This is a genomic window from Usitatibacter rugosus, from assembly GCF_013003965.1.
Taxonomy (GTDB): domain Bacteria; phylum Pseudomonadota; class Gammaproteobacteria; order Burkholderiales; family Usitatibacteraceae; genus Usitatibacter; species Usitatibacter rugosus.
Map to the genome: position 1 here is coordinate 686959 of NZ_CP053069.1, position 17113 is coordinate 704071.

At 66.7% G+C, this 17113-nt stretch carries 17 protein-coding genes; 11 read left to right on the top strand and 6 right to left on the bottom strand.

Annotation, left to right across the window (positions count from 1 at the left end; translation table 11 throughout):
• Positions 1-5 precede the first annotated feature (5 nt).
• Positions 6-401, bottom strand: a complete 396-nt coding sequence (locus DSM104443_RS03560) for a hypothetical protein (RefSeq protein ID WP_171089518.1) — start codon at positions 399-401, stop codon at positions 6-8.
• Between the two features lie 44 nt (positions 402-445).
• Between DSM104443_RS03560 and DSM104443_RS03565 the strand changes: the two genes are divergently transcribed.
• Genes DSM104443_RS03565 through DSM104443_RS03575 form a run of 3 tightly spaced genes read left to right on the top strand, consistent with a single transcriptional unit; the run spans position 446 to position 3828 of the window.
• Positions 446-2662, top strand: coding sequence for a patatin-like phospholipase family protein (locus tag DSM104443_RS03565; protein ID WP_171089520.1), 2217 nt, complete (start codon positions 446-448; stop codon positions 2660-2662).
• A gap of 39 nt (positions 2663-2701) precedes the next feature.
• A complete protein-coding gene (gene lpxC, locus DSM104443_RS03570; RefSeq protein ID WP_171089522.1) occupies positions 2702-3610 on the top strand; it encodes a UDP-3-O-acyl-N-acetylglucosamine deacetylase in 909 nt (302 codons plus the stop codon).
• Between the two features lie 35 nt (positions 3611-3645).
• Entirely contained in the window at positions 3646-3828 is a 183-nt protein-coding gene (locus tag DSM104443_RS03575) for a hypothetical protein (RefSeq protein WP_171089524.1), read from the top strand.
• On the opposite strand, the gene DSM104443_RS03580 is transcribed toward DSM104443_RS03575, so the two are convergent.
• The gene (locus tag DSM104443_RS03580) at positions 3798-4259 is read right to left on the bottom strand and encodes a DciA family protein (RefSeq protein ID WP_171089526.1); all 462 of its coding nucleotides are present in this window, start codon (positions 4257-4259) and stop codon (positions 3798-3800) included. The two genes, DSM104443_RS03575 and DSM104443_RS03580, sit on opposite strands and share 31 nt — an antisense overlap.
• Positions 4260-4283: 24 nt before the next feature.
• Here DSM104443_RS03580 and DSM104443_RS03585 point away from each other — a divergent pair, with 24 nt between their 5' ends.
• From DSM104443_RS03585 to DSM104443_RS03620, 8 genes are all read left to right on the top strand, one after another.
• Positions 4284-5234, top strand: coding sequence for a M23 family metallopeptidase (locus tag DSM104443_RS03585; RefSeq protein WP_171089528.1), 951 nt, complete (start codon positions 4284-4286; stop codon positions 5232-5234).
• A gap of 106 nt (positions 5235-5340) precedes the next feature.
• Complete coding sequence (gene secA / locus DSM104443_RS03590; RefSeq protein ID WP_171089530.1) at positions 5341-8100, top strand: preprotein translocase subunit SecA; 2760 nt, start codon at positions 5341-5343, stop codon at positions 8098-8100.
• A 90-nt stretch (positions 8101-8190) separates the two neighbouring features.
• The gene (gene argJ / locus DSM104443_RS03595; protein ID WP_171089531.1) at positions 8191-9420 is read left to right on the top strand and encodes a bifunctional glutamate N-acetyltransferase/amino-acid acetyltransferase ArgJ; all 1230 of its coding nucleotides are present in this window, start codon (positions 8191-8193) and stop codon (positions 9418-9420) included.
• The gene (locus tag DSM104443_RS03600; RefSeq protein WP_171089534.1) at positions 9401-9868 is read left to right on the top strand and encodes a GNAT family N-acetyltransferase; all 468 of its coding nucleotides are present in this window, start codon (positions 9401-9403) and stop codon (positions 9866-9868) included. Before argJ ends, DSM104443_RS03600 begins: the two co-directional genes overlap by 20 nt.
• Positions 9869-9876: 8 nt before the next feature.
• Positions 9877-10539 (top strand): class I SAM-dependent DNA methyltransferase, encoded by a 663-nt coding sequence (locus DSM104443_RS03605; protein WP_171089536.1) that lies wholly within the window; start codon positions 9877-9879, stop codon positions 10537-10539.
• Complete coding sequence (locus DSM104443_RS03610) at positions 10536-11396, top strand: ATP-binding protein (RefSeq protein ID WP_171089538.1); 861 nt, start codon at positions 10536-10538, stop codon at positions 11394-11396. Before DSM104443_RS03605 ends, DSM104443_RS03610 begins: the two co-directional genes overlap by 4 nt.
• Complete coding sequence (locus DSM104443_RS03615; RefSeq protein WP_171089539.1) at positions 11393-12322, top strand: Nudix family hydrolase; 930 nt, start codon at positions 11393-11395, stop codon at positions 12320-12322. The genes DSM104443_RS03610 and DSM104443_RS03615 overlap by 4 nt, the downstream gene beginning before the upstream one ends.
• A gap of 20 nt (positions 12323-12342) precedes the next feature.
• Complete coding sequence (locus DSM104443_RS03620) at positions 12343-13752, top strand: amidohydrolase family protein (RefSeq protein WP_171089541.1); 1410 nt, start codon at positions 12343-12345, stop codon at positions 13750-13752.
• Between the two features lie 51 nt (positions 13753-13803).
• Here DSM104443_RS03620 and DSM104443_RS03625 read toward each other — a convergent pair whose 3' ends face one another.
• Genes DSM104443_RS03625 through ntrB form a run of 4 tightly spaced genes read right to left on the bottom strand, consistent with a single transcriptional unit; the run spans position 13804 to position 17112 of the window.
• The gene (locus DSM104443_RS03625; protein WP_246232494.1) at positions 13804-14901 is read right to left on the bottom strand and encodes a TRAP transporter substrate-binding protein; all 1098 of its coding nucleotides are present in this window, start codon (positions 14899-14901) and stop codon (positions 13804-13806) included.
• 13 nt (positions 14902-14914) lie between these two features.
• On the bottom strand, positions 14915-15358 hold the full coding sequence (gene cynS, locus DSM104443_RS03630) for a cyanase (protein ID WP_171096188.1): 444 nt from the start codon (positions 15356-15358) through the stop codon (positions 14915-14917).
• A gap of 21 nt (positions 15359-15379) precedes the next feature.
• Entirely contained in the window at positions 15380-16282 is a 903-nt protein-coding gene (locus DSM104443_RS03635; RefSeq protein WP_171089543.1) for an ABC transporter ATP-binding protein, read from the bottom strand.
• The gene (gene ntrB / locus DSM104443_RS03640) at positions 16279-17112 is read right to left on the bottom strand and encodes a nitrate ABC transporter permease (protein WP_246232498.1); all 834 of its coding nucleotides are present in this window, start codon (positions 17110-17112) and stop codon (positions 16279-16281) included. The genes DSM104443_RS03635 and ntrB overlap by 4 nt, the downstream gene beginning before the upstream one ends.
• Position 17113 lies beyond the last annotated feature (1 nt).

Sequence of the window (17113 nt, forward strand, 5' to 3'; positions counted from 1 at the left end):
GGCGCCTAGTCCTCGCGGCGCGCGACCTTTCCATCGTCGACGCGCACCTTGTCCCCTTCGCGAAGGTCGGGCTCGTCGTCGAGCATCACGACCTGGAAGCGCCCGTCGTCGAGGCGCACGGTCACTTCCCAGCGTGTGTTGACCTTCACCTTGTCGCGGCCGATCTTCGACGACGAGCCGAGCTGCGGCGGGCCGGCGTCCTTGCCGAAGGGGATCGTGGCCACGAGGCCGGAGGGCTTGGTGCTGTCCGCCGGCGTCGGCTTCTCTTCCTTGGTGATCGTCTTCACGGAGCGCACGACGCCGCATTCGGCGCACTTCGCTTGCAGCGGCACCGGCGCCGAGGGCGCTTGCGCTCCCGCGGATGTCACGAGGCCGAGCAGGACTGCCAGTACGATTCTCATGTTGCCCCCTTTGCGATTCGACTCATTCTAGCAAGGACGTTCCCATGATCCTCTCGCGAACCGCAGCGTGCGCCTTCGGCGCCGCGCTGCTTGCGCTCGTCACGGTCGATGCGCTGGCCCAGGCGGTCGCGCCGCAATCGCGTCCCCGCATCGGGCTCGTGCTCGGCGGCGGCGGCGCGCGCGGCGGCGCCCACCTCGGCGTGCTCGAGGTGCTGGAAGAGCTGCGCATCCCGTTCGATTGCGTGGCCGGCACCAGCATGGGCGCGCTCGTGGGCGGCGCCTACGTGTCGGGCCTCTCGCTCGAGCACATGAAGCAAACCATCCGCGACACCGACTGGGGCGGCATCTTCGACGATTCGGCGGGCCGCGACGAGCTGAACCTGCGCCGCAAGCAACTGGACGACCGTTTCCTCTCCGCGCTCGAGTTCGGAGCGACCTCGGGCGGGTTGCGCTATCGCGAGGGCGCGGTGGCTGGCGAGAAGCTGAAGCTCTTCTTCAACCAGCTCGTGCGCTCGGAGTTCGGCGAGCGGCGTATCGAGGACCTTCCGCTGCCGCTCACGCTGATCGCCACCGACATCGGCAACGGCGACCGCGTGGCGATGCGCTCGGGTGGCCTGTCGAGCGCGATGCGCGCGAGCATGTCGGTGCCCGGTGCAGTGGCGCCCGTGGTGCGCGAAGGTCGCAAGCTCGTCGATGGCGGCCTGGTCGACAACGTCCCCATCCAGGAAGTGCGCGAGCGCTGCGGCGCGGACGTCGTGATTGCCATCAACGTCGGCTCGCCGCTGCTCGAGCCCGAGGCCGTGCAAGGTGTCGTGAGCGTCGTGGGCCAGATGGTGAACCTGCTCACGGAGCAGAACGTGGCCCGTTCGCTGCAGACGCTGAAGCCCAACGACGTCTACATGCGCCCCGAGCTGGGCACGATCACGGCCGGCGATTTCCAACGGCAGATGGAAGCGGCGGACGTGGGCCGGAAGACCGCGCAGATGCAGATCGAGAAGCTGCGCAAGCTCTCGGTTCCGGAGGCCGAGTACAACGCCTGGCGCGACCGCCTGCGCAACCAGCCGGTGAAGACGGCCCCGCGCATCGACGAGGTGCGCGTCGCGGACACGTCGTTCGTGAATGCCGAGACGGTGCGCGACGCCATTCGCCAGAAGGAGGGTGAGGCGCTCGACGCGAAGCAGCTCTCCAGCGACCTGATCCTGCTCTACAGCGGCGGGGACCTGCAGTCGGTCGACTACAGCGTGCTGAACGAGCGCGACAAGACGATCCTGCGCGTGACGCCGGTCGAGAAGGCATGGGGCCCGGACTACCTGCGCTTCGGCCTGAACCTCTCGTCCGATTTCCATGACGCGACGTTCAACATCCGGGCGCTCTATCGCCGCACGTGGCTCAACTCCTACGGCGCCGAGTGGCTCACCGCGCTGCAGCTCGGCAACGAGCATCGCTTCGCGACCGAGTTCTACCAGCCGGTCGAACGGCGCCAGCGCGTTTTCGTCAGCGGCTACGCGGATATCGGCGCGACGAAAGAGGCCCTGTACTACAACGGCTCGCACCAGGCCGACTACTACGCGCGGGGATGGCGCACCGGCTTCGATCTCGGCGCGAATCTCGGCATCTACGGCCAGGCGAAGGTGGGGTGGGTGGAGCGCGGGCAACGCGCCACGGTGGAGACGGGGCCGCCGATCCTGCCGGAGGTGAAGCTGCGCAGCGGCGGGCCGCAACTGCGCCTGGATATCGACACACAGGACTTCGCCTACTTCCCGACGAAGGGCTACCGTCTACAGGCGCGGATCTTCGACGCACAGCACGTGGATGGCGACTTCAAGAAGTACGGGCTCGCGGAGGCCAAGCTCGGCGCCGCGTTCTCGGTGGGCGACCTGATCTTCCTCGGCAAGCTCGAGGGCGGCGGGCCCACGCACGGCACGCTGCCGCCGGGAGACCTCTTCACCCTGGGCGGTCCGCGGAAGCTCGCGAGCTTCGCGCAGGACCAGCTCCGCGGCGAGGAGTACTACTACGGGAGGCTGGACGCGCAGTACCGCCTCACGCGGCCCATCCCCTTGCTGGGGCTGGCCGTGATCGGCGGCATCACGGCCGAGGCCGGGCGGATGCGCGATTCGTTCACGGAGCCCTCCCTCACGGGGTGGCAGTCCTCGTTCGGCGCGTACCTCGCGACGAACAGCGCCTTCGGGCCGATCTACGTGGGCATCGCCGACGGCAAGAACGGCAAGGGGCGGTTCTACTTCTTCGTGGGCACGCCCTAGGGCTCGACGTGCTCATAAGATACTGATATAATTACGGAAATGATCCGCCAACGAACCCTCAAGTCGATCAAGCGCGCCACCGGCGTCGGTCTCCATACCGGCCACAAGGTCGAGATGGTGCTGCGCCCCGCGCCCATCGACACGGGGATCGTCTTCTGCCGCTCCGACCTCCCGGGCAATCCGGCGATCCCGGCGCGCGCCACCAACGTCACGGATACGCGCATGGCGACGGTGGTCGAGCACGAAGGCGCCCGCGTCTCCACGGTGGAGCACCTCATGTCGGCTTTTGCCGGCCTGGGCATCGACAACGCGTTCGTCGACGTGTCGGCCGAGGAAGTGCCGATCATGGACGGCAGCGCGGGCACGTTCGTGTTCCTCATCAATGCCGCCGGCATCGAGGAACAAGCCGCTCCGAAGAAATACATCCGCGTGCTGAAGCGCGTGGCGATCGAGCAGGGCGACAAGCACGTCTCGCTCGAGCCCTTCAACGGCTTCAAGCTCGCGTTCTCGATCGACTTCGACCACCCGGTGTTCGATGCGACCCGCTCCGAAGTGGAGGTCGACTTCGCCGACGTCTCCTTCGTGAAGGAGATCTCGCGCGCGCGCACCTTCGGCTTCACGCAGGACGTCGAGGCCATGCGCTCGGCGGGCCTGGGCCGCGGCGGCTCGCTCGACAACGCGATCGTCATCGACGACTTCCGCGTGCTGAACAGCGAAGGCCTGCGCTTCGACGACGAGTTCGTGAAGCACAAGGCGCTCGACGCCGTGGGCGACCTCTACATGCTCGGCCACCCGCTGATCGGCGCCTTCCACGGCCACAAGTCGGGCCACGCGCTGAACAACCAGCTCGTGCGTGCGCTGCTGGCCGACCAAAGCGCCTGGGAAGTCGCGACCTTCGACCAGGTCGAGGCGCTTCCCCGCGCCTTCGCCAATCTCGCCATCGTCTGACGAATAAAGGGGTCTGACCCCTTTATTGGAATCCCATGCTCGTTATCCGGGTTGTCCTGATCGCCGGCGCCCTGTTCCTGCTGGGCATCGGGGTGGCCTTCCTGGTCACCCGGGACCGGAAGTACCTGAGGCTCGCGTGGCGGGTGGCCCAGTGGGTGCTGGTCCTGCTGGTGGCCGCCGGCCTGGTCTACGTCTTTTCCCGCGTCCTCTTGCTCTGAGGGCGGGCCATCCGGCCCAGGGTCTCCTTGAGGGGGGAGTCGGACATCGCCTCGGCGACCTTGGCCAGGCGTTCCACCGGCATGGGTTCCCTCGGAACGACCGCCCGTCGGGCCGGGCGGACTTCAACTTGAACTTCGACCCGTATTCCGGTAAGCTCCGCTTTCTCGTTTTCTTTCAATGCATTAGATTTCTGCAGGCCCGAAAGAAGGCGGGGAGCCACCTGACGCAGAGCCGCCGCAACCGGCCCGCTGGTGGCATAAATCACAACGGTTGTTCCATCGATGGCGCTCACCCGGCTTACTCTGGCCAGCTCTCCGGGTGCGATGGTCCGGTAGCTTCGCTGCAAGCGATCAATGAGGTTCAGGCGCTCCTGGAGCACTTTCAGCTCGGGAGCATCGCCCAGGACCTTGGATACGGAATCGGTAGCCATCAGAAGAACGACGGGGAGGTAGCAGTGAACATTATTCTCGTTTCGGACAGCCTCGCGAAGAGCCGTTCGGTCACGCTGTCCCAGACGCAGGTCTTCTTCATCGCCTTTGGCATCCTGGCCGCCGGCTTCATGCTGGCCATGGCCACCTATGTCATGACGATGAAGTTCTCCGTCGACCTGCGCAACCCGTACCTTCGCACGCTGCTCGCCGCATTGCACGAAGAACAGAACCGCAAGAACGAAGCCGAGCTGAAGGACAACATCGGAGCCCTCGCCGTGAAGGTGGGCGAGCTCCAGGCCCGCATCCTCCGCCTCGACGCCTTCGGCGACCGCCTTGCCCGCGCCGCCAACATCAAGCGCGAGGAGTTCCGCTTCGACGAGAAGCCCGGCCAGGGCGGCCCGCTCGTGAACGGCGTCGGCCGCGACATCACCGTGGCCGAATTCCAGCAGATGCTCACCGAGATCTCGCGCGTGTTGGACGACCGCGCCGACAAGCTCGGCGTGCTCGACTCCTACCTGATGGACGACCGCCTCGTGAGGAAGACCATCCCAACGACGCTGCCCATCGAGTCGGGCTACTACTCGTCCAACTACGGCTCGCGGATCGACCCCATCAACGGCCGCTCGACGTTCCACACCGGCGTGGATCTCATCGCGCCGCAGGGCACGCCGGTGCTCGCCGCCGCGGGCGGCATCGTCTCCGCCGTCGAGTACCAGGCCGAATACGGCAATCTGGTCGATGTGGACCACGAGAACGGCCTTACCTCCCGCTACGCCCATCTCTCCAAGAGCATGGTGAAGATCGGCGACGTGGTGATGAAGGGCCAGAACATCGCGCTCGTGGGCCAGACCGGCCGCGTGACCGGCCCGCACCTGCACTTCGAAGTCCGGGAAAAGGGCGTCCCCCTCAACCCCAACCGCTTCCTCTCGCTCGGCAACAAGGACGTGGTGATCGGCAACGCCTACCGGAAGTAGCGGTCCCAGGGGTTGATCCCCCAAGGCCCGGCCCCACCTTTCCCTTATAATTTCGCTTTCACCGGCCCCCCAGGGCCGGTTTTCGCATTTTCGACGCCCTCCATCCGTGCTACAGACCGCCCTCAAAGCCCTATTCGGCAGCCGCAACGACCGCCTCCTCAAGACCTACCGGAAGCGCGTCGAACAGATCAACGCCCTCGAGCCCGAGTTCCAGAAGCTCACGGACGAACAGCTCCAGGCCAAGACCCCGGAGCTGAAGAAACGCGTCGCCGACGGGGCGACCCTCGACGACATCCTTCCCGAAGCTTTCGCCACGGTTCGCGAGGCGGGCAAGCGCATCCTCGGCATGCGGCACTTCGACGTGCAGCTGGTCGGCGGCATGGCGCTGCACGAAGGCAAGATCGCGGAGATGCGCACGGGCGAGGGCAAGACGCTCGTCGCCACGCTGCCGTCGTACCTGAACGCGCTCACCGGCAAGGGTGTGCACGTCGTCACGGTGAACGACTACCTCGCCAAGCGCGACGCGGAATGGATGGGACGCATCCATCGCTTCCTCGGCATGTCGGTGGGCGTCGTGATCCCGCAGATGGACGCGCAGGACAAGCAGGCGGCCTACCAGTCCGATATCACCTACGGCACCAACAACGAATTCGGCTTCGACTACCTGCGCGACAACATGGCCACGCAGGTCGGCGAACGCTTCCAGCGCGGACTCAACTTCGCGATCGTCGACGAGGTCGACTCGATCCTCATCGACGAGGCGCGCACGCCGCTCATCATCTCCGGCCAGGCCGAGGATTCGACCGAGCTCTATCGGCGCATCAACGTGCTGATCCCGAAGCTCAAGCCCCAGCCCGAGGAGAAGGCGCCCGGCGACTACTGGGTGGACCTGAAGCAGCATTCGGTCACGCTCTCCGAAGAGGGCCACGAGCACGCCGAGCAGCTCATGAACGAAGCCGGCCTCCTCCCCGAGGGCGCCAGCCTCTACGACCCGGCGAACATCATCCTGATGCACCACCTCTACGCCGGGGTCCGTGCCCATTCGCTCTACCACCGCGACCAGCACTACGTGGTGCAGGACGACGAGGTCGTGATCGTCGACGAGTTCACCGGCCGCATGATGCAGGGCCGCCGCTGGTCCGAGGGCCTGCACCAGGCCGTCGAGGCGAAGGAAGGCACGTCGATCAAGAACGAGAGCCAGACGTTGGCCTCGATCACCTTCCAGAACTACTTCCGCCTCTACAAGAAGCTCTCCGGCATGACGGGAACGGCCGACACCGAGGCCTTCGAGTTCTCGCACATCTACAACCTCGAAACGGTGCTGATCCCCACGCACCGCAAGATGGTCCGCAAGGACTCCAACGACCAGGTCTTCATCACGGCGAAGGAGAAGTACGCCGCGATCATCACCGACGTGAAGGACTGCTACGCGCGCGGCCAGCCCGTGCTGCTCGGCACCACGTCGATCGAGAACTCCGAGCTGATCGCCACGCTGCTGGAGAAGGAAGGCCTGCCGCACCAGGTGCTGAACGCGAAGCAGCACGCGCGCGAGGCGGACATCGTCACGCAGGCCGGCCGTCCGAAGATGGTCACCATCGCCACCAACATGGCGGGCCGCGGCACGGACATCGTGCTCGGCGGCAATCCCGATCCCGAGATCCAGCTGATCAAGACCGACGAGGCGCTGAACGACTCCGAGAAGGATGCGAAGGTCGCCGCCGTCCGCGCCAATTGGGACAGGCTGCACGCCGAGGTGGTCGCTGCCGGCGGCCTGCACATCGTGGGCTCCGAGCGCCACGAGTCGCGCCGCATCGACAACCAGCTGCGCGGCCGCGCCGCCCGCCAGGGCGACCCGGGCTCCTCGCGCTTCTACCTCTCGTTCGAGGATCCGCTGCTCAAGATCTTCGCCGGCGAGAAGCTGAAGGCGGTGATGGGCGCGCTCAAGATCCCCGAGGGCGAGGCGATCGAAGCCAAGATCGTCACGCGCTCGATCGAGAACGCGCAGCGCAAGGTCGAGGCCCGCAACTTCGACATCCGCAAGCAGTTGCTCGAATACGACGACGTCGCGAGCGACCAGCGCAAGGTCATCTACGCGCAGCGTAACGAGCTGCTCGAGTCCCAGGACATCTCGCAGACCATCGCCTCCATCCGCTCCGGCGTGCTGGGCGATACGGTGGTCGAGCACATGCCCGCCGACTCCGTCGAGGAGCAATGGGACATCGCCGGCCTCGAGCGCAAGCTCGAGAGCGACTTCTACACGAAGGCGCCGGTCGCCGACTGGGTCAAGGCCGACGAGACGCTGGACGGCCCGAAGGTCGCCGAGCGCGTGATCGAGGCCTCGGCCAAGGCCTACGCGGACAAGTTCACCAACATCGACGCCGAGGTCGTGCACCACTACGAGCGCGCGGTCATGCTGCAGTCGATCGACACGCATTGGCGCGAGCACCTCGCGGCGCTGGACTACCTGCGCCAGGGCATCCACCTGCGCGGCTACGCGCAGAAGCAGCCGAAGCAGGAATACAAGCGCGAGGCCTTCGAGCTCTTCGGCGCGATGCTGGATTCCATCAAGCGAGACGTGACCCGCCATTTGATGGGCGTGCAGATCCGCTCGCAGGAGCAGGTCGAGGAAGCCGAACGCCGCGCCGAGGAAGCGTCGCGCGTGGTGAAGAACGTCCAGTACAACCACCCGGGCGCGGAGACCGCGCTCGCGGACGAAGGCGATGTCGCCATCGCCGAAGCGCCGCCGCCGCAAGCGATGGGCGATGCCGCGCCGTTCGTGCGCTCGACCAACAAGGTCGGCCGCAACGACCCGTGCCCGTGCGGCTCGGGCAAGAAGTACAAGCAGTGCCACGGCAAGCTCGGCTGACGAATTGATGAATAAAGGGGTCAGAGTCCTTTATTGCTCGCGGCAATAAAGGACTCTGACCCCTTTATTCATCCTCTTTATAATCGGGGGATGCCTGTCCATCTCGATCCCCCGAAGCCCGAAGCCCTCCTCTCCATCTCCGGTGTCCGGCTGGGCATCGCCAAGGCGGGGATCCGGAAGCCCAACCGCAAGGACCTTCTGATCGTCGAGGTGGCGGAAGGCGGGCGTCTCGCGGGCGTCTTCACGCAGAACCGCTACTGCGCCGCTCCGGTGATCGTCTGCCGCGAGCATCTCGCGACCAAGAGCGAGATCCGCGCGCTGGTGATCAACACGGGTGTTGCGAATGCCGGAACCGGTGAGACGGGCCTCGCCAACGCGCGCGCCTCGTGCGGTGCCGTGGCCGAGGCGCTCGGCCTCAAGGCCGACCAGGTGCTGCCGTTCTCCACCGGCGTGATCATGGAGCCGCTGCCCGTCGACCGCCTCATCGCCGGCATCCCGGCCTGCGTCGCCGACCTCAAGCCCGACAACTGGGCAGCCGCGGCCGAGGCGATCATGACCACCGACATCGTCGCCAAGGCCGTGTCGCGCCAGGTCGTGATCGATGGGTTCACCATCACCGTGACCGGCATCGCCAAGGGCGCGGGCATGATCCAGCCGAACATGGCGACGATGCTCGGCTTCATCGCCACCGATGCCACGGTGGGCGGCGAGGCGCTGGCCCACCTCACGCGCTACGTGGCCGAACGCTCCTTCAACGTGATCACCGTCGACGGCGACACGTCCACCAACGATTCGCTCGTCATCGCCGCGACCGGGCATGCGGGCAACCCGCGCATCATCGGCGAGGGCACGGCCGAGTTCGCCCGCCTTTGCGAGGCGGTGCTCGAGGTCGCGCAAATCCTCGCGCAGGCGATCGTGCGCGACGGCGAGGGCGCCACCAAGTTCATCACCATCGCGGTCGACGGCGGCGCCACGCGCGCCGAATGCCTTGCCGTGGGCAAGCGCATCGCGCACTCGCCGCTGGTGAAGACGGCCTTCTTCGCTTCCGATCCCAATCTCGGACGCATCCTCGCGGCCGTGGGCAACGCGGGCATCGCCGATCTCGATCCGACGAAGGTGACGCTGCACCTGGGCGAGTTCCTCGTCGCGGAACGCGGCGGGCGCGCGGCGAGCTACACCGAGGAGCAGGGCAAGGCGGCGATGAAGCCCGCGGAGATCACGATCCGCGTGGGCCTCGGCCGCGGCGACGAATCGGCCACCGTGTGGACCTGCGATTTCTCGTACGACTACGTGAAGATCAATGCCGACTACCGCAGCTAGCCCGGTGCGGGAGTGGCGGCGGGGCGATTGCGTCGTCTCCGACGACCCCGCGCGCCTCCAGTCCGAGACGGTGGTGCGGTTCATCACGGGCAGCTACTGGGCCTCGGGCATCCCCGGCGACACGATGCGCCGCGCGATCGCGAACTCCCTCTGCTTCGGCCTCTATCGTGGCGATGCGCAGATCGGCTTCGCGCGCGTCGTGACGGACCGCGCGACGTTCGGCTACCTGTGCGACGTGTACGTGGACGAGGCGCATCGCGGCGACGGCCTCGGCAAGTGGCTCGTGGCCTGCGTGCTCGAGCATCCGGACCTGCAGGGCCTGCGCCGTCTCTCGCTGATGACGCGCGATGCGCAAGGGCTCTACGAGGGCCTCGGCTTCAAGCCGATGGGCGACCCCGCGCGCTACCTCGAGATCCACCGCCCCGACGTCTACAAGCCCGCCCCCTAGAGGCACCCATGGCCGACGTGAAGAGCTTCGCCCCCCACCTCGAGAAGTACTACGCCAGGCGCGCCGGCGAGTACGAGAAGATCTACGAGAAGCCCGAGCGCCAGGCGGAGCTCGCGTGGCTTCGCGAGCGCATCCCTCGCGCCGTCGAGGGCCGCAAGGTGCTCGAGGTCGCGTGCGGCACCGGCTACTGGACGCAGTTCCTCGCGAAGAAGGCGCGCGCCGTCTACGCCTGCGACATCAACGAGCCCGTGCTCGAGATCGCGCGCGAGAAGGGCCTGCCCCCCAGCGTGCACTTCTTCAAGGCCGATGCGGTGACGCTCGAGGGCGTGCCCACGGGCTGCAACGCGGCGTTCGCGGGCTTCTGGTGGTCGCACGTGAAGAAGGCGGACCTCGCCAAGTTCGTCGAGCGCCTCGCCACGCGCCTCGAGCCGGGCGCCACGGTCGTCATCCTCGACAATCAGTTCCACGAGCAGAGCTCCACGCCGTTGTCGCGACGCGACGCCGAGGGCAACACCTACCAGGTGCGAAAGCTCGCCAACGGCGACGAGTACGAGATCCTCAAGAATTTCCCCACGCCGGAGGAGCTCACGGAAGCCGTGCGCGGTGTCGCCCGCGAGGCGACGCTGGAGACGCTGCAGTACTACTGGCTGCTGCACTTCACGCTCAAATGAGCGCCGACTGGGATCGTCTCGCCACGAAGCTCGAAGCGCTGGTCGACCGCCTCGAGGGCATCCTTCCGCCGAAGCTCGGTGCACCCGACTGGAAGGCGGCGACCGCCTTCCGCTGGCGCAAGCGTAACGGCCGGGGATTCCTCGCCGCCGTGCAGCATCCGCACGCCATCGCGTTCGCGGACCTCAAGGACATCGACGACCAGAAGCAGCGCCTGCGCGAGAACACCGCGCAGTTCGTGGCCGGCCGCCCCGCCAACAACGTGCTGCTCACCGGCGCGCGCGGCACGGGCAAGAGCTCGCTCGTGAAGGCGGCGCTGAACGAGTTCGCGAAGAAAGGCCTGCGGCTGATCGAGGTGGACAAGTCCGACCTCGTGGATCTCTCCGACATCGTGGACCTCGTGGTGGGGCGGAAGGAGCGCTTCATCGTGTTCTGCGACGACCTCTCCTTCGAGGCGAGCGATCCGGGCTACAAGTCGCTCAAGGTCGCGCTGGACGGCTCCATCGCCGGCTCCGCGGACAACCTGCTCATCTACGCGACGTCGAACCGCCGCCACCTCATGCCCGAGTACATGCAGGAGAACCTCGACGCGAAGCACATCGACGGCGAGATCCACCCGGGTGAAACGACGGAAGAGAAGATCTCGCTCTCGGAGCGCTTCGGCCTGCAGCTTTCCTTCTATCCGTTCGACCAGGAGCAGTACCTCGACATCGCGTCGCACTGGGTCGAGGCGTACGGCGGCCGCATGAACGACGAGGTTCGCCGCGCCGCGCTGCTCTGGGCGCTGGAGCGGGGCTCGCGCAGCGGCCGCGTGGCCTCGCAGTTCGCGCGCGACTACGCCGGACGGAAGAAGCGTTGACGAAGGTCACGGAGGTCGCCGCCGCGGTGATCGAACGGGCCGACGGCGAATTCCTCCTCGCCTGCCGTCCCGAGGGCAAGCCCTATCCCGGCTACTGGGAATTTCCCGGCGGAAAGATCGAGCCCGGCGAGTCTCCGCGCCACGCGCTCGATCGTGAGCTGGAGGAGGAGCTCGGGATCCGCGTTCGCGAGGCCACGCCGTGGATCACGCGCCGCTATGTCTACACGCATGCGACCGTGCGCCTGCATTTCTTCCGCGTCACGGCCTGGGACGGCGAGCCCAAGCCGCTCGAGGACCAGGGCATCGCATGGCAGCGGCCGGGCCACACCAGCGTCACGCCGATGCTGCCCGCGAACGCACCGGTGCTCGCCGCGCTCGCCCTGCCGCCCGTGATGGTGGTCTCCGATGCCGAGGCGATGGGCATCGACCCGTGGGTCTCGAAGCTGATCGAGCGCGCGCTGGACGAGCCGCTCCTCGTGCAGGTGCGCGAGAAGACCATGGGCCGCCAACCCTTGCAGCACTTGCTCTCGCGCGTGCTCGCGCGCGCCGGTTCGCTCGGCGCCCGCGTGGTGGTGAACAGCGACAGCGGCGCGCTGCCGCAATCCACCGGCGTGCACCTCACCGCGAAGGCGTTGATGGCGGCGACCGAGCGTCCCGCAGGTGAGCTGGTCGGCGCTTCGGCGCACGACGCCGCGGAGATGGATCAAGCGGAGAAGATCGGCGTCGACTACGCCGTCGTGGGTCCGGTGAAGGCCACGGCCTCGCATCCAGGCGCCACGCCCCTTGGATGGGAACGCTTCGAGGCGATGGTCCGCGAGCGTCCCATGCCGTGCTATGCGATCGGCGGCCTCACCCGCGCGGATCTCGCCGAAGCGAAGCGGCGCGGAGCGCACGGCGTCGCCTTGCGGGGCGCGGCCTTCGAGTGAATGAACGGAAGGAAAGAAGAATGACAAGAACCTGGGCGCTGCTCGCCTTGCTGGCATCCCTCGACGCGGCGGCGCAGGCACCCGCGCCGAAGGAGACGTTCGTCGCGCTCGAAGGGCCGCTGCTGGCCCTCACGCACCTGGAAGTGTTCGACGGAACGGGCGGGCCGGTGATTCGCGATGCGACGATCGTCATTCGCGACGGCCGCATCCAGGCGATCGGCGCGGGCGCGGCCGTGAAGGTCCCCGCCGATGCGAAGGTGGTCGATCTCGCGGGCCACTCGGTGAGCCCGGGCTTCGTGATGCTCCACGAGCACATGTTCTATCCCGTCGCGCCCGGATCGTATGGCGCGCTCTACGAGTCCTTTCCCAAGCTCTACCTCGCGGGCGGCGCGACCACGGTACGCACCGGCGGCAGCATGAGCCCGTACGCCGACATCAACATCGCGCACGAGATCGCCGAGGGCAAGCGGCCGGGTCCCGACATGGACGTGACGGCGCCCTTCCTCGACGGGCCTTCGCCTTTCCTCCAGGACTTCCGCATCCGCAATCCCGAGCAGGCACGCGAGATGGTGCGCTACTGGGCTTCGGCCGGCGCCACGTCTTACAAGGGCTACATGGGCCTGAACCGCGCGCAGCTGGGCGCGATCGTCGACGAAGCGCACAAGGGCAAGCGCAAGGTGACCGCGCACCTGTGCGCAGTGACCTATCGCGAAGCCGCCGACCTCGGCATCGACAACCTCGAGCACGGGTTCCTCGCGTCCACCGACTTCGTCGCGGACAAGAAGATCGACGAGTGTCCCAACCCGCTCGCCGCGCGCGGCTCCTTCGACACGCTGGCGGTGGACGATCCGAAGATGAAGGCGCTGCAGCGCCACCTGATCGAGCGCAAGGTCGCGCTCACTTCGACGCTCACCGTGTTCGAGACCTTTGCGTCGGGACGGCCGATCGCGCCGCCGGAGGCGCTCGACCTCCTGGTGCCGCAGCTTCGCGAATCGTACGTCGCGCGCTGGAGCCAGATCCAGGCGATGAAGGACAACGTCTGGACGCGCATCCTGCCCAAGGAGATGGCGTGGGAGAAGCAGTTCGTCGAAGCGGGCGGGCTCCTCGTCGCGGGGACCGATCCCACCGGCTACGGCGGCGTGATCCCGGGCTATTCGAACGTGCGCCAGGTGGAGCTGCTCGAAGAAGCGGGCTTCCCGCGGGCGCAGGCGCTGCGCATCTCCACGCTGAACGGCGCGATCTATCTCGGCCGCGACAAGGACGTGGGCAGCCTCGCCGAAGGCAAGAGAGCCGACCTCGTGCTCTACAAGGGCAGTCTCTCCTCCGACCCGCTCGCGCTGCGGCAGATCGTGTGGACGATGAAGGCGGGCACGGCCTACGAATCGAAGAAGCTGCTGGCGAGCCTGAAGGGCAAGGTCGGCTTCCAATGAAAAGGGGCGCCCGGCACGGCGCCCCTTTCCCCCCCAGCAACAACCCGTCGGCTACTTCTTCTTCGGCGCGTTCGTCTGCACGAACGTCGAATACGTCTGCTCGGCCACGCGGTGCCACAGGTAGATCTCGTCGCGGAATTTCTTCCACGGCTCGTAGATCTTCTTGAACGACGCATTCTTCGCCGACTCTTCCTCGTAGAGGTCGAACGCCGCGTCCTGGGCCGCCTTCATGATGTCGTTGGAGAACGCGTGGAGCTTCACGCCCTTGGTGATGAGCGAGCGCAGCGCCGCCGGGTTCTTGAAGTCGTACTCGGCCATCATGTCGATGTTCGCTTCGGCCGCCGCCGCCTCGAACGCGGCCTGGTACTCCTTGGGCAGCTTGTCCCACTCCTTCTGCGCCACGTAGAACGAATACATCGAGTTGGATTCCCACCAGCCCGGGTAGTAGTAGTGCGGGGCGACCTTGTAGAAGCCGAGCTTCTCGTCGTCGTACGGGCCGACCCATTCCGCCCCGTCGATCACGCCGCGCTCCAGCGACGGGAAGATGTCGCCGCCGGCGATCTGCTGCGGCACCACGCCCAGGCGCGAGAGCACCTCGCCGCCAAGGCCGGCGATGCGGAACTTGATGCCCTTCAGGTCCGCGACCGTCTTCACTTCCTTCTTCCACCAGCCGCCCATCTGCACGCCGGTGTTGCCGCCGGGGAAGGAGACGAAGCCGTATTCCTTGAAGAAGTCGCGCACGAGCGCCAGGCCGCCGCCGTAGTAGATCCACGCGTTCTGCTGGCGCTGGTTCAAACCGAACGGCAGCGTCGTGTCGAACGCGAACGTCTTGTTCTTGCCGACGAAATAGTAGCTCGCCGTGTGGCAGCACTCGACCGTGCCGTTCTGCACCGCGTCGGCCGCGCCGAAGGCGGGCACGATCTCGCCGGCCGAGAACACCTGGATCTGGAACTTGCCGCCGGTGATCGCCGAGACGCGCTTGGAGAGCGTCTCGGCTCCGCCGTAGATCGTGTCCAGGCTCTTGGGGAAGCTCGACGTGCAGCGCCAGCGCACGCTCGGCAGCGCCGGCGCCTGCGCGACGGCCTGGGTGGCGGCGGCGGCCGAGATGATCCCGGCGCCGGCCATGAAGTCGCGACGGTTCAATGCCATGGTGTTCTTCTCCCTAGTAGGTTTTGTACGGCAGGAACTTTCCATTCAGCGTGACGAGGACCCGGTCGCCCTTCGGATCGGCCTCGCGCACGATGTCCATCTTGAAATCGATCGCGCTCATGATCCCGTCGCCGAATTCTTCGTGGATCAGCTCCTTGATGGTAGTCCCATAGACGTTGACGATTTCATACCAGCGGTAGATGAGCGGATCCGTGGGAACCGCGGTGGGCAGCGATCCCTTGTACGGGACCACCTGCAGCAGGTTCACGGCTTCCTTCGGCAAGCTGAAGATCTTGCCCACCTTCTGGGCCTGGTCCTTCGTGAGGGTCATCTGGCCGAGGCAGGCGGCGGTGACCCATTCCTTCGACTGGCCGACCTTCTTCGCCACGTCGGCCCACTTGATGCCCTTCTGCACCTTCACCGAGTAGATGAGGTCGGTCACGTCTTCGCGATTCATGGGTTTCATGCGTTCTCCGGGTTAGCGGACCTGCTTGAGTGGCGTGACGCCTGCCCCGAGGACGGTGCCGTCCTCGAGCCCGGGACGCACGACGCGCGGCAGGTCTTCGTTGGCCGCTTCCTCGGCTCTTCCCTCCTGGAGCAGCTTGGAGCGATGGACGAGGAAGTCGACGAGGTGGTTGCGGATGCGGTAGTAGTGCGGGTGGTGATGGATATCGTTGCGCGTGCGTTCGCGCGGCAGCGTGTTCACGACCACCTCGGCGATGCGGGCTTCGGGGCCGTTGGTCATGAGCAGGATCTTGTCGGCGAGCAGGATGGCTTCATCGACGTCGTGGGTGATCATGAAGACCGTCTGGTGCGTCTCGGCGCAGATGCGCACGAGCTCCTCCTGGATCGCGCCTCGCGTGAGCGCATCGAGCGCTCCGAAGGGCTCGTCCAGCAGCAGCATCTTGGGCTGGATGGCGAAGGCCCTCGCGATGCCCACGCGCTGCTTCATGCCGCCGGAGAGCTCCGAAGGCTTCTTCGTCTCGTTGCCGGTGAGGTGCACGAGGTCGATGTACTTCTGGCAGTGCGCGTTCACCTTGTCGCGCGACCAGTCGGGCCAGCGCGAGCGCACTCCGAAGGCGATGTTGCCGCGCACCGAAAGCCACGGCATCAATGCATGGCCCTGGAAGACGACGCCGCGGTCGAGGCTCGGGCCGGCGACCTCGCGGCCGTCCATGGTCACCTCGCCCAGTGTTGCCGTATCCAGGCCCGCGAGGATGTTGAGGATGGTCGTCTTGCCGCAGCCCGAGTGGCCGATCACGCAGACGAACTCGCCGCGCTCGAGCGAGAAGCTCACGTTCGCGAACACCGGCTTCGCGCCCTCGGCGAAGCGCCGCGCGAGCCCGCGCACCTGCAGGAAGGGAGGCAGGCCCGTGCTCATTCGACGAAGGTGACCGCGCGCTGCAGCGCACCGAAGAGGAGGTCGAGGATCATGCCGACGACGCCGATCACCAGGATCGCGAAGATCACGTTGGCGAGCGAGAGGTTGTTCCACTCGTTCCACACGAAGTAGCCGACGCCGAGGTTGCCTACCAGCATCTCCGCGGCCACGATCACCAGCCACGCGATGCCCATCGAGATGCGGGCCCCGGTGAGGATCACGGGAGCGGCGGCCGGGAGGATCACCTCGAAGCAGGTGCGCATCGTGCCGGCTTCCAGCGTGCGGGCGACGTTCAGCCATTCGCGGCGGACGCTGGAGACGCCGTGCGCGGTGTTGATCAGCATCGGCCAGATGGAGCAGATGAAGATCACGAAGATGGACGACGTCGCCGAATCCTTGATGGTGTAGAGCGCGAGCGGCATCCACGCCAGCGGCGAGATCGGCTTCAGCACCTGGATGAAGGGGTCGAGCGCGCGGTGCACCATCGGCGAGAGGCCGATCACGAAGCCGAGCGGGATCGCGATCAACGCCGCGAGCAGGAAGCCCAGGCCCACGCGGCCGAGCGAGTACGCGAGCTGGATGCCGATGCCCTTGTCATTGGAGCCGCCGTCGTAGAACGGGTTGGAGAGCTGCTTCCACACCGTGGCACCCATCTGCGAGAGCGTCGGCAGGCCGTCGGACTTCGGCTTGTCCAGCCCCATCATCTTCGCGTACTCGGGGTCCATGCCCGCGGTGGCGCTGGCCTTGGGAAGGCTCGCCAGGTGCCAGGCGAAGAGCAGCACCGCCAGCAGGAGCAGCGACAGGACCCAGGACTTCGCGCGCTCGCGCACG

Bases quoted from the DNA above. Each gene is read 5' to 3' on its own strand.
- DSM104443_RS03605 (WP_171089536.1), top strand. From the start codon at position 9,877: ATGGCCGACGTGAAGAGCTTCGCCCCCCACCTCGAGAAGTACTACGCC.
- DSM104443_RS03565 (WP_171089520.1), top strand. From the start codon at position 446: ATGATCCTCTCGCGAACCGCAGCGTGCGCCTTCGGCGCCGCGCTGCTT.
- cynS (WP_171096188.1), bottom strand. From the start codon at position 15,358: ATGAATCGCGAAGACGTGACCGACCTCATCTACTCGGTGAAGGTGCAG.
- DSM104443_RS03620 (WP_171089541.1), top strand. From the start codon at position 12,343: ATGACAAGAACCTGGGCGCTGCTCGCCTTGCTGGCATCCCTCGACGCG.
- DSM104443_RS03635 (WP_171089543.1), bottom strand. From the start codon at position 16,282: ATGAGCACGGGCCTGCCTCCCTTCCTGCAGGTGCGCGGGCTCGCGCGG.
- DSM104443_RS03625 (WP_246232494.1), bottom strand. From the start codon at position 14,901: ATGGCATTGAACCGTCGCGACTTCATGGCCGGCGCCGGGATCATCTCG.
- DSM104443_RS03580 (WP_171089526.1), bottom strand. From the start codon at position 4,259: ATGGCTACCGATTCCGTATCCAAGGTCCTGGGCGATGCTCCCGAGCTG.
- lpxC (WP_171089522.1), top strand. From the start codon at position 2,702: ATGATCCGCCAACGAACCCTCAAGTCGATCAAGCGCGCCACCGGCGTC.
- DSM104443_RS03575 (WP_171089524.1), top strand. From the start codon at position 3,646: ATGCTCGTTATCCGGGTTGTCCTGATCGCCGGCGCCCTGTTCCTGCTG.
- DSM104443_RS03610 (WP_171089538.1), top strand. From the start codon at position 10,536: ATGAGCGCCGACTGGGATCGTCTCGCCACGAAGCTCGAAGCGCTGGTC.
- argJ (WP_171089531.1), top strand. From the start codon at position 8,191: ATGCCTGTCCATCTCGATCCCCCGAAGCCCGAAGCCCTCCTCTCCATC.
- DSM104443_RS03560 (WP_171089518.1), bottom strand. From the start codon at position 401: ATGAGAATCGTACTGGCAGTCCTGCTCGGCCTCGTGACATCCGCGGGA.
- DSM104443_RS03600 (WP_171089534.1), top strand. From the start codon at position 9,401: ATGCCGACTACCGCAGCTAGCCCGGTGCGGGAGTGGCGGCGGGGCGAT.